This is a genomic window from Aerococcus sp. UBA6277, from assembly GCF_002440555.1.
Classification (GTDB): Bacteria; Bacillota; Bacilli; order Lactobacillales; family Aerococcaceae; genus Aerococcus.
On sequence record NZ_DJUR01000003.1, the window covers coordinates 31,559 to 43,761 of the forward strand.

13 protein-coding genes are annotated in these 12,203 nt (G+C 38.6%); 9 read left to right on the top strand and 4 right to left on the bottom strand.

The genetic code is table 11. The annotated features are described in order from the left end of the window. Positions 1-171: 171 nt before the first annotated feature. Positions 172-1,155, top strand: coding sequence for an aromatic acid exporter family protein (locus B2V22_RS00260; protein ID WP_290489786.1), 984 nt, complete (start codon positions 172-174; stop codon positions 1,153-1,155). Between the two features lie 80 nt (positions 1,156-1,235). On the opposite strand, the gene trhA is transcribed toward B2V22_RS00260, so the two are convergent. Beyond that, positions 1,236-1,907, bottom strand: a complete 672-nt coding sequence (gene trhA / locus B2V22_RS00265) for a PAQR family membrane homeostasis protein TrhA (protein ID WP_290489787.1) — start codon at positions 1,905-1,907, stop codon at positions 1,236-1,238. 149 nt (positions 1,908-2,056) lie between these two features. On the opposite strand from trhA, the gene B2V22_RS00270 reads away from it, so the two are divergent. The 3 genes from B2V22_RS00270 to B2V22_RS00280 all read left to right on the top strand — a co-directional run bounded on the left by B2V22_RS00270 (position 2,057) and on the right by B2V22_RS00280 (position 4,935). Further along, positions 2,057-3,346 carry a YcjF family protein gene (locus tag B2V22_RS00270; RefSeq protein WP_290489788.1) on the top strand — a complete coding sequence of 430 codons (1,290 nt, stop codon included), beginning with the start codon at positions 2,057-2,059 and terminating at the stop codon, positions 3,344-3,346. 114 nt (positions 3,347-3,460) lie between these two features. After that, positions 3,461-4,036, top strand: coding sequence for a DUF1836 domain-containing protein (locus B2V22_RS00275; RefSeq protein WP_290489789.1), 576 nt, complete (start codon positions 3,461-3,463; stop codon positions 4,034-4,036). A gap of 23 nt (positions 4,037-4,059) precedes the next feature. Then, entirely contained in the window at positions 4,060-4,935 is an 876-nt protein-coding gene (locus tag B2V22_RS00280) for a DegV family protein (protein WP_290489790.1), read from the top strand. 128 nt (positions 4,936-5,063) lie between these two features. Here the strand turns inward: B2V22_RS00280 and B2V22_RS00285 are convergent, their stop codons facing one another. From B2V22_RS00285 to B2V22_RS00295, 3 genes are all read right to left on the bottom strand, one after another. Then, on the bottom strand, positions 5,064-6,656 hold the full coding sequence (locus B2V22_RS00285; RefSeq protein ID WP_290489791.1) for an ABC1 kinase family protein: 1,593 nt from the start codon (positions 6,654-6,656) through the stop codon (positions 5,064-5,066). Between the two features lie 104 nt (positions 6,657-6,760). Beyond that, entirely contained in the window at positions 6,761-7,084 is a 324-nt protein-coding gene (locus B2V22_RS00290; protein ID WP_290489792.1) for a hypothetical protein, read from the bottom strand. A 99-nt stretch (positions 7,085-7,183) separates the two neighbouring features. Further along, a complete protein-coding gene (locus B2V22_RS00295; protein WP_290489793.1) occupies positions 7,184-7,480 on the bottom strand; it encodes a HesB/YadR/YfhF family protein in 297 nt (98 codons plus the stop codon). Between the two features lie 194 nt (positions 7,481-7,674). Between B2V22_RS00295 and B2V22_RS00300 the strand changes: the two genes are divergently transcribed. The 5 genes from B2V22_RS00300 (at position 7,675) to B2V22_RS00320 (ending at position 12,121) form a co-directional block, all read left to right on the top strand. Beyond that, a complete protein-coding gene (locus tag B2V22_RS00300; RefSeq protein ID WP_290489794.1) occupies positions 7,675-8,340 on the top strand; it encodes an ABC transporter ATP-binding protein in 666 nt (221 codons plus the stop codon). Beyond that, positions 8,333-9,103: an ABC transporter permease gene (locus B2V22_RS00305; RefSeq protein WP_290489795.1), complete on the top strand. Its 771-nt coding sequence runs from the start codon at positions 8,333-8,335 to the stop codon at positions 9,101-9,103. The genes B2V22_RS00300 and B2V22_RS00305 overlap by 8 nt, the downstream gene beginning before the upstream one ends. A gap of 131 nt (positions 9,104-9,234) precedes the next feature. After that, a complete protein-coding gene (locus tag B2V22_RS00310) occupies positions 9,235-9,996 on the top strand; it encodes an acyl-[acyl-carrier-protein] thioesterase (protein WP_290489796.1) in 762 nt (253 codons plus the stop codon). Between the two features lie 20 nt (positions 9,997-10,016). Further along, positions 10,017-10,952 (top strand): type I pantothenate kinase, encoded by a 936-nt coding sequence (gene coaA / locus B2V22_RS00315; protein WP_290489797.1) that lies wholly within the window; start codon positions 10,017-10,019, stop codon positions 10,950-10,952. Between the two features lie 14 nt (positions 10,953-10,966). Beyond that, entirely contained in the window at positions 10,967-12,121 is a 1,155-nt protein-coding gene (locus tag B2V22_RS00320; RefSeq protein ID WP_290489798.1) for an AI-2E family transporter, read from the top strand. Positions 12,122-12,203 lie beyond the last annotated feature (82 nt).

A 12,203-nucleotide genomic window follows, 5' to 3' on the forward strand; every position in this document is an offset into this window, starting at 1 on the left:
GCTCCTTTTATAAATTTATTAAAAATGTGATCTTACTCGCTTACACTATTCTACCATATTTCATTATCTTTGCGCACATTTTTAGAAATTTGTTGATGTGGTACGTTTTCATTAAATAGCTTTCAGATTATATGCTAAAATAGCCATGAATGAAGTTAAAGGAGCGATTAAATGCGTGTAGCGATTAAGAGTGCAAAATATGCCGTGGCTACTTTTATTGCCATATTTTTAGCCCAATGGTTGGGCCTAGATTATGCGGTATCAGCCGGTGTTATAGCCATCCTCTCCCTAGCAGAAACCAGTAAGAAAACTGTCCAATACATCGGCAACTTGACCTTAACAATGATTTTAAGTTTGTTGATTGCCACCGTATTATTTAATCTTTTTGGTTATGAAATTTGGGTGTTTTCACTTTACCTACTGATTACTTATCCCGTTTCTGTCTACCTCAAGAGTGACAATGCCATTGCCCCGTGTGCCGTATTTATTTCCCACTTACTGCTTGAACAAGCTTCTGATTTTAATTGGTGGGTCAATGAAATGCTTCTATTAGTGATCGGTGTCGGGATTGCAGTAATTGTTAATTTGTATCAGACATCAGCCAGTGGCGAGATGGACAAGTTGAAAGGTGAAATTGAAGGGCAAATGCAAGTCATTTTAAATCAACTCGCTGACAAAATGGATACCCCTAACCATGAGGACCCCCTCTTGTATGAACATATCAACCAGGCTTACGAACTGGCGAAGCACGGTGAATTCCTGGCATTGAAGGAAGCTGAGAATAATATCACTGGAGATGTCCAAAATTACTATTTGAATTATTTTTCCATGCGGTCGACCCAACTGATTATCCTCTATGATATCAACAATTCCTTGGATAATATTTATGAATTAACTGATCAGACTTATGACTTGAGTGGTTTCTTTCGACATGTTAGTCAACAATTGTCGGAATCTAATACAGCGGCCAAACTTCGGAATGAATTGGACCAATTAAAGTCACGGTTTAGAAAGCAACCTTTACCACAAAGCCGAAATGAATTTGAAACCCGGTCTATGCTCTTTGATATCTTGTTAGACTGCGAAAAATTCTTGAATCTGAAATACGAATTTTATAAATCTAGGCACCGGTTAAAATATTTACAAAGCAAATAAAAAATACCAAGCAAAGTTGAGTAGCAGGACTACTAAACTTTGTTTGGTATTTTATTTTTCGTATATAAATCATTTCATTCTTACACATATAATAAGACGGCGAAGTACATCGCGATTGAACCACCGAGTACAAATAAGTGCCAAATGACATGCCAGAATTTCAAGTTATCATGGGCGTAGAAGATAGTGCCGACTGTATAAGTTACCCCGCCGGCGATTAGCCAAGCGATACCACCAGAACCGATAGCTGTAGCCATTTGAGGAATAGCGATAACACCAAACCAGCCCATCAAAATATATAAAAGGGTGGAAAACTTCTTCATCTTATCTAGGAAGAGGATTTTACCGATAATCCCAAATAGGGCGATGGCCCATTGTGCAATAAAGATAAACCACCCAAAGGCACCACCAATAGCGACTAAGGCAAAGGGGGTGTACGATCCAGCAATTAAAATGAAAATCGATGAATGGTCGATAATTTTCAGGATACCCGCAGCTTTGGTAAAAGAAAAGCTATGGTATAAGGTTGAAGCCAAGTATAGGGCACACATAGAGATGCCGTACATCACGTATGAAAAAGTTTCGATACTATTTTGGTTTTCAAGACCTTTAAGGATGAGAAAAACGGTGGCAACAATTGAAAGGACAAAGCCAATACCATGTGTCACTGAATTCAGGACCTCGTTCGTGATATAATAAGCTTTCGTATAAGGTAATTTGATTTTTTCTTGACTACGTGAACTAGCAGACATCATTTTCCTCCTTTGGTAGGATGTGTTTTTTACACATGTAGTATAGCATATTCTATGAGGTAATTTTGGAAATCCAATTCAATTAATACTAATTTAAAAACTATCTGATAAAATATATATATGAATAAAAATAGTTGAGGTGAGCGGATATGGCGAGAAATATGGATTGGTCTCTTGCTGGAGAATTAACCAAGAAAACGCAAGAAGAAATTGAAAAAATTGAAAAAGTACATATTTTGGTTGTTGGGAAAACAGGCGTTGGAAAATCAACATTAATCAACAGTATCTTCCGGGAAAAGTTAGCGGAAACTGGTATTGGTCAACCGATTACCAAACACTTGCGTAAAATCGAAAAAGAGGGTGTGCCAATGGTCCTCTATGATACAAGAGGGTTGGAGCTGGATACGGAAACCCAAATGCAAGTGACAGGTGAAATTGATGAGACACTAGCAGAAATGGTTCAAAACCAGGAACACATGCACGTGGCCTATTACTGTATTAATGCCTCATCTTCAAGAATGGAAGATATGGAGATTCGTTTGATTGAGTATTTGGCTAGTAAGATACCTGTTATCTTAGTCTTAACCCAGTCAGTTGGTGAACAGGCCTTGAATTTTGAGCAGTACCTAGTCAATCAAAATCTACCCGTTCAAGCCGTTATCCGTTTAATGGCTAAGGATTATAAGATTACAGACGAATTTATCATCCCCGCCTACGGTCTAAAAGAGCTTGTTGAAAGAACTTTTGGCTTATTACCTCATCAAGTCCACACAGCTTTTAATAATGCCCAACAGATTGATATTGAACGAAAGGGTCGAGCAGCGCGACGTTGGGCGCGAAGATATATTGTCACAACCTTTGGTGTTGGATTCACCCCCATTCCTTTTTCCGATGCAACCGTCCTCGTACCCATGCAAATAGGCATGATGGCCCACATTACAGCTATATTTGGCATTTCCATGGACCGAACGACTACCTTAGGAATTTTAGGGGCTATTGGTGGAACAGGATCAGCGACCTATCTAGGACGCCTGATTGTTTCTAACTTGGTGAAATTTATCCCAGGTATCGGGTCTGTGGCAGGTGGGATGATTTCAGGCACAACTGCCTCAATCATCACCACAGCCCTAGCCATGTCGTACATCGAAGTCCTGACTGTTATCGCCACAGCAGAAGCTAACGGTGAAGAGGTCAGTCCACGAACGGTCCGTAAATTGATGAAAGATTTATACGGACAGAGACTGCAACGCGGGCAAAATGACCCCGATTTTCAAGCTGCCATGGCAGATATAGAAACGAAAAAGGGTCAAGATGCTGAGCGGAACAAAGCAAAGGAAGCTAGCCGAGAAACGCCTCTAGATGATAAAGTAAAAGAAAATGTGCAAAAGGCCCGTATTAACTGGCCAAAATGGTCATTTAGAAACCGAAAACGAGAATGATAATACTGTATTTTTCGAATTCAAAATAAAACACCTCGTTTCAAAAACTATTGTTCATGGTGATGATAACTTTATGGTATAATACAGGTATAATGAAATAGTGGGTGAGTATAAGTGGAAAAACAAATAGAATTTGAAAACTGGGTCAAAAGTTTAGACGACGTCAACATGCCAAGATGGGAAGAAATTACAGATATTCCTTTATACATGGATCAACTCATTGCAGTTGTAACCCAGTATTTAGAACCATTCCAAATTTTTTCTTCAGATAAGAAACCAGTAACATCTTCAATGGTCAATAACTATGTTAAACTTGGATTAATTCCAAAGCCAATCAAGAGACATTACAATAAACGACATATCGCGTATTTAATTGTCATTACCTTATTTAAAGAAGTCATTTCAATTCAAGACATCCGTCGTGTATTGATTTTTCTAGCACAGTCACAAGGCAATTCAAACGCCTACGATCAATTCTGTGCCTTATTAGAAATGACCATCAAACGAAAAGGGCATGTATATTTAAAAGTGGCCGTTGATGACGAAATTGAAACAGACTATTCAGATCCAAAAGATTTTGATAAGTATATTATCTATTTGGCTTGCGAAACAATCACTAATTTATTGTTTGCAAAGAAATTCATTTCTTTTGTAGATCAAGATATCACAGAGATAGAAACAGAAGCATAACCCTTATAGTTGGAGGTAATTAATTGGAAAAAATAGGTTTTATTGTGGACTCTGGTTCAGATGTCCCCAAAGAGTTTGTCGACAAATTTGAAATCGAAGTATTACCTTTAAAGGTAGCCTTTAATGATGGCGATTACTTGGATGGGGTAACTATTCAACCACAAGAAGTATTTGAGCGCATGGCATCGGAAATCCCGAAAACCTCCCTACCAAGTGGTGAATTGATTTCTCAAGCCTTTGAAAACTTAATTGAAAAAGGTTGTACGCATATTATCGCTGTTACCATTTCATCAAACCTTTCTGGTACTAATAACTCGGTTCGTTTAATTGCGGAAGATTTTCCTCAGGTGGAGTTTTTCCTTTTAGATACTAAAAACATTGGTATCGGTTCAGGTCTATTCATGATCGCTGCAACAAAATACTTCGAAATGAAGAATGACTTCAAAACGATTACCAAGAAATTACAGGATTCAGTTGAAAAAGGTCATGTATTTTTCCATATTCCGAACTTAAAATATCTAATTGCCGGTGGCCGAATTGGACGGGTGACTGGTGCAGTGGGTACCTTATTAAATATTCAACCAATCATCACTTGTGATGAAGAGGGGATTTATACAACAATCGCTAAAATCCGTGCTTCAAAAACCAATAATGAAGCCAAAACCATGAAGAAGATGGTTGATTTAGTGAAGGGTGTTGTTCCTGAAAACCAAGCATTCTTATTGGCTTCTTGTGGCGGTAATCCGGATGCTAGAGTGACATCTGCCAAGCTTTTGGAAGAACTTAAAGATGCTTTACCGGATTTTGAAGAAGCCTACGACGTACAACTGGGATCAGCCTTAGCGGTACATACTGGACCTGAATTAATAGGTTGTTCGATTTTACCTTTGTTCAAATAAAATATGAGGGGCCTATTTTATAGAATAGGATAAGCTAACTAAAAATAACAGGCGGTATGCGAAATGAAATCTCATCTGGCATATCGCCTGTTTTTGTGGCTATTTCAATCGTAGCAAATTCAGGGACGCTATTTCCTTCGGGCCCGAAGCATGGATATCAGAAGGATCAATCCAATAAGCGCTGTAATGACGAAAAAGAAAATTCCCAGCAATTCTGCATAATAGGTTTGTGCTGAAGTAATAATCAACGTGGAGGCCAAGATAAGGGCGGATAGAATTACCCCAAAAATAATTCTGTTAATCATTGAGTTAATGTCTCGTATCCGGTCATCTATATTTTCAAAAGTTAGTCGTACATTCAAACGACCGTTATTGATGTTGTCCACTAAATTTTCTATCTTAGTTGGCATCCTTCTAGTGGTATTCAAAGTCCTAAAGGCTTCTCGGCCAAGAGCATTCGGGTCTAAAAATTTTTCCCAGGTAATGGTGCCACTAGACAAGAAGAACGACTGAAAGATAGCCATAAAATCTAGATGAGGGTCTAAATTTTGTGCAACTCCTTGAACCATGGCAATGGTTTTCTCTAGTAAAATATATTCAGAGGGGAAGGTCAGTCCGTGTTTATGACCAAACTTAAGCAGGTCTTGGAAGATATCGTCAATTTCTAAGGCTTCCATCCCGGTGGTTAGGTAGCGATTGAACAAGCTTTCAATATCCCGATATAAAACGACCTTGTCTACAGGTTTATTCGGCTTACAAATTTGTAGCAAGACGTTGACTAAACCATCGATATCTTTACTGACTAAAGAAGTCAAGATTTCAACCAATAGCTGTTTTTGGCCGGGAGAAATTTTCCCCATTGCACCAAAATCAATAAAAACAATCTTCCCGTCTTTAATTATGATATTACCGGCATGGGGGTCAGCGTGATAAAAGCCATCGTCAAACACTTGGTACAAGTAGGACAGGACGAACTTGCTGGCTAGATCATTGAGGTCATAGCCTTCCTCTTTTAAGGCAAAATGGCGACCGATTGAAATGCCATCAATATATTCTTGCACCAACACTTTTTTGGTCGACAGACTTAAATGAGGAATCGGGTTCAAAATGGTCGTCCGTTGTCTGTGATTTTCTGCAAATAGCAACATATTATGGGCTTCATTGAGGAAATCAATCTCTTCTAATATCTGGATTTTAATATCTTTTAAAATTTCTACCGGGTTGATAATGACATCAATAAAAATTGATGGGATGGCTTCAACAACCCGAATAAAAATATTTAAATCGCGAATCAATTGGTCTTCAATTTCAGGTCGCTGAACCTTTAGGACGACCTGCTCACCAGAGTTCATCTGGGCCAGGTGGACTTGGGCAATTGAGGCTGAAGCCATAGGTTTCTTGTTGACGGTAGCAAAATCATCCTCAATATGCCTGCCCACAGACTCAAAATACGTTTGTTGAATAACCACGTAAGGGATGGGCAGGGTATCTTCTTGTAACTTTTCTAATTCTACTAAATATTCTGTCGATAAGAGGTCACTTCTAGTCGACAAGATTTGTCCAATCTTAATAAAACTAGGGCCTAATTCTTCAAAAGCTTGTCTTAGCGCTCTAGGTCGATCGTCTTCTTCATTCTTTTTTAGTCGATATCGTATCTCACCGAACCCGTACCTACCTAATATAGAGACGATTTCACGGAAACGACTACTCTCTCTTTGCATGCTATCACCGTCAATTCAAAGCAAGTCCTATTAAAAAACTGTATATGGCAGATGAGGCTGGGCAAAAGTGCCTCAGCCTCATCTGATCGCTATATAATCTAAAATTATTGAATGACGTCTCCTGTGGCATCTTCATCCCCAGATTCAGTGTTTGTCCCTTTTAATGATTGGACTTCTTGGGTTAAATTTTCGACTTGTGTTTGTAGGGCTAAGATGCGTTCAGACAAGGTTTGGTCTAAAGGATCTGATGTGTTTGAACTTTCTGCATGGCCCTTAGCTACCCGTTGAATATCTTCACTTAATGACTTACCTTCAGCTACAGAAATTTGTCCTTTCTCAATGAGGATTTTTAACACTTCATCGGCTTTCTCATAAGTTAATCGTGTGCCACCTACTGCTGCTAGAAATAAATTTTTAATCGGATTCATATAGAAACACTCCTTTTTTCTGCTTTGGGTTCATGTACTTAGGTAGGATAGATATGTGAAATTTTGCCACTTACTACTTATATAGTATAAGAAAGTTGCTTATTGTTCAATAAAACGATAAATAAAATTTTCTTCTTCTGGAGAAAAGTCGACTTCAAAATCGTAGCCATTGAAGAACCAGTCATCATTTTCCGTAATATAGTATTGGATACCGTCAATTGTCTCGTCAATTAAGAGGGCACCGTCTGGCGATTCTACGGATAAGCCAACCGAAAATCCTTCATGGACAGCCGTTTTACCGTAGACGCGACTATGGAATCCTACTTGGCTACCCGAGGACAATCCCATGTCATTTTTGAAGTATCCTTGCGCTGCTGGTGTAATTGTTAGTTTCATCTTTTGACGCCTCCATTAATCTTGAAATTTGTTAGTTTTATTATAACGTATTGTTTCTTGAAAGCAATTTTTTGGTGTTTTTTAAGGGGATTTCTGTAATTTCTTCAAATGTTTTAAAGATTAACTGAGGAATCGTTGGATACCACTTGTGAATATGATAAAATGTTCATGCAAACCAAGGGAGGATTATCAACATGCAAACTATCGTAAAATTTGATCAGGTGACCTTTCAATCAGGCGACCAGGCCCTATTAAAAGACATTTCTTTTTTTATATATGCTAATGAAATGATTCGCGTTGAAGGACCTTCTGGAAGCGGAAAAAGTACCTTGTTGCGTTTAATTGCAGCGCTTATTCCGAGAAATTCAGGTGAAATTGCCTACTTAGACCAGCCACTAGAAGAAGTAGCTTATCAAACTTACCGACAAAACATTTCATATGTGGCCCAAAATCCACTATTATTCGGCGAAACCATCCGTGATAACTTTGAATTGGTTTTTGAAGCTCGCGATCAAGACTTTGACGAAAAGCTTGTATTGTCTTATATGAAAGCTTTTGGCTTAAGCCATATCGCACTCGACAAATCGATTCATAAAATATCCGGTGGGGAAAAACAGCGGATTGGTTTAATCAGACATCTGATTTTTCCACCTAAAGTCCTCTTACTAGATGAAATTACTTCATCATTAGACGAGGGCAATCGCGAATTGGTATGGCAGATTTTACTGGATTATAAAACCAAACATGGGGTCACCATTATATGGGTGAGTCATATCCAAGACGGGTCTATCCAACCTAATCGAATCTTCCATATTGCCAACCAAGAAATGACAATTGAGGAGCGTGTTATAAATGACTAATGCATTAACAACAACCCCAACAACTTTAGCTTTTTCGTTTATTCTAGTGATTATCGCGGTCTTGATCTCCTATAAAGAAAAATTGGGGTTGGAAAAGGATATCTTATGGGCCATGCTTCGAATGGTCGTTCAATTGGTCATCATCGGTTACGTGCTGACATACATTTTCCAAATCGATTCAGTTATCGTAACGGCCATCATTATGATTTTTATGATTGTCAACGCGGCTTATAATGCAGGAAAACGAGCCAACAAGATTCCCAATGCCTTCAAAATTTCTTTAATTGCCATTATTGGTGGAGTAGTGACGTCAATCCTCGTTTTAGTATTTTCAGGCTCTATTCAATTTGTACCAGCGCAAATTATTCCAATCACAGGAATGTTAGTGGGAAATGCCATGTCAGTTATCGGATTGGCTTTCAGAAATTTGAATAACGAATTCGCCAAATCACAACAGGAAGTCAATGAACAATTGGCCCTTGGTGCGTCTATTAAATTGGCTTCTACAGGTATTGTCAGAGAAGCAATTAGAGGGGCAATGCAACCAACTATTGATACAGCGAGAACAGTCGGATTAGTCTTGCTACCAGGTATGATGACAGGGATGATGCTAGCAGGTGCAGTTCCTTTGAGTGCGATTATGTATCAGATCTTGATTTATTTTATGATGATTGCAACTTCTGCAATCACCTCTATGATTGCTGTTTACTTAGCTTATAAGCATTTCTACAGTAGTTATGGACAATTACAAATCCCCTCATAAGAGAGTGGGTCAAGGGAGCCTGGTGAAGGCTTTTTTGCTAGCTAAAAAAGCCAAATATCCGTATAATGAAGGGTATGTTATGTAGAAGTTAGGGTACAAAACTAACTTCGAAAGTTCAAGGAGGTAAAAGAGTGGGTTTATTATATCAAGAGTCAGTCAAAGTGCGTCACTACCACTGTAATGCATTAGGTGAGATGACACTTCCTGCAATCTTGGATATCATGTTGATTGCATCCAATAATCAAGAAGCGACGATTCCAGAAGCGAAAGAAGGTTTTCGCCAAGAGGGGTGGGCTTGGATCATCACGCAAAATCAAATAGACATCAATCGTTTACCACGATACAACGAAGATATCATTGCAGAAACTGAGGCAACGACGTATAACAAGTTTTTCAGCAAGCGCCATTACGCCTTGAAAACAAGTGACGGTCTAGTTTTAGCCCAAGCCGAGACAACATTTGCCTTAATCGATTTAAATCAACGGTCAATAGTCCGCATCCCAGAAATTGTAGCTCAATGGTACCAAGTTGAAAAAGAAGAACGTCCAATTCGCCGTAAACGTTTAAGTAAGGAAGTCGCGGTTGAATCTAAAGTAGACCGGTTTGAAGTAAAATTCTTAGATATTGATTTGAATAATCACGTGAACAATACCATCTATTTACGTTGGATTACCAATTCACTAGGTATGGAATGGTTTGAAAACTATACACCAACAAGTTTCACTGTTGCCTATGAGAAAGAGATGTATTTGCACCAAGAAGGGGCCGTTCACTCAGACGTTTCAGCTGTATCTGAAGATTTAAAGTCAGGGGATACATTCAACTCGCAACATGTTATTGATAGTGAAGACAAGGCCCACTGTTTAACAGAAATCACTTGGCAGGTTAAATAACCAGCTAGTTTGGAGTAAGTATGCAAGTAAATAGAGACTATTATATTATTGAACGAATGGAATGGAATCAATACTTAAAAGACTTAAACGAAGAGTTTGAAATCAAGCTGACCAATGAACAATTGGACCGGCTAACATCTTTAAACGATTCCCTATCTTTAAAAGACGCAAACGAAGTATACAAACCTTTAACCCAATTGATTGCCATTTACCGTGAAAATTATAAGAACCTAGAAAGAAAGCGGGCCAATTTCTTCGGCATCACTGGAGAAATCCCGCCCTTTATTATTGGCATTGCCGGTGGGGTAGCAGTTGGTAAAAGTACAACAGCTCGATTGCTGAAGCTTTTTTTAGCGCAAGCCTATCCTAATTTAAACGTCGAATTAGTGACTACAGATGGTTTTTTATACCCAAATGCAGTGCTTGAAGAAAAAGGGTTAATGGACCGTAAAGGGTTCCCAGAATCTTATAACATGGAGGCCTTGGAAACTTTCTTAACAGATGTGAAAAGCAATAAAAGTGAAATCTATTATCCAAAGTATTCCCACTCCGTTTATGATATTGTAGAGGACGAGGAGAATGTATTGTCCAACCCTCAAATCCTAATTGTTGAAGGGATTAATGTCCTACAAACATCAGAGAATAATACGGTTTATATGAGTGACTTCTGGGATTTGTCCGTCTACGTTGATGCAGATGAAAAGCAAATCGAAGAATGGTTCTACCAACGATTCAACCTCTTAGTTGACCAGGCCGTTAATCACCCGGATGACTTCTACTATCAATTTACCCAAGTGCCCCATGAAAAGGCCATGGAGAGAGCAGAGCATACTTGGAGCAATATCAACTTGATTAACTTGCAAGAGTATATCTTACCAACACGCAATAGAGCTAATATTGTCATTCATAAAGAAAAGAACCACTACATCAATGAGTTGTGGATCAAGAAATATTAGAAAGGAGGCGAATAGTGAAGAAGAAATTTACATGGCGAAGAATTGTCAGTTTGTTGTTTGTTGTGATTGTCGGTTACTGGGCAATCAATAATTTTGGGACCATTAAAGGGATATTTGATTCAATTATTTCTGTCACCTTGCCTTTCTTATTAGGTGCAGCGTTGGCCTTCATCCTGAACTTACCTTTGAAATTTTTCGAGAAACATATGACTAAGTTAGTTGGGAAATATTACACTTGGTATAGAATCGTGGGGATATTATTTGGTTACCTGATCATCGCTGGGGTGATTGCCTTTATTATCTTCCTAGTAGTACCGGATTTACAGGAAACATTAGGATCATTTATTAGCCAAGTACCAGCGGAAATCAATTTACTTTATAACAAAATTAACCAGTATATTGCAGACAATCCAGAAATACTAGAAACTGTTAACCAATTGAATGTGGACACCAACCAATTGAGAGACCAATTGTTCTCAATCGTCCAATCATTTACATCAGGTATTTTGGATACCATATTTAGTCTTGTTGGTAACCTTGTGAATGGCGTCTTTAATGCCTTTGTAGCTATAATCTTTGGTACCTCAATCCTCTTTAAAAAGGAAACCTTAACTAGACAATTTAAAAAGATTATTTACGGCACTATGCCTAAGCACAGGGCCAATTTTACCGTTAACTTAGGTGCTGAAGCCAATCAAACCTTTGGCCTATATGTGTCTGGACAGGTAACTGAAGCCGTTATTTTACTGGTACTGGTCTTTATAGGAATGACCATTTTCAACTTCCCATTCACCTTATCGATCTCGGTCCTAACTGGTGCAATGGCCTTGGTCCCTATCTACGGGGCCATCATGGGTGGGGTTGTCGGCTTTTTCCTAATCGCTGTTGTTGATGTTGTACAAGCCATTTGGTTTATCATTTTCATTATTGTAGTCCAGCAAGTGGAAGGGAATATCATATACCCGCGAGTTGTTGGTGGGTCAGTCGGTCTACCAGGCATTTGGGTTTTATTCTCAGTAACCGTTTCAGGTGCTTTCTTCGGGCTAGCCGGAATGTTACTATCAGTGCCGATTTTTGCCCTATGCTACAAACTGGCATCCGCAACCATCAATTACAATTTAGCCCAAGACAATATCAAAGTAACCACAGAAACCAATAATATTAAATAGAATCTATTGACTAGTAATTCTTGCAAAAGGGCGATAACCGAGTTGTTATCGTCTTTTTTGCTGGCTGCAGGTAATTCCTTTC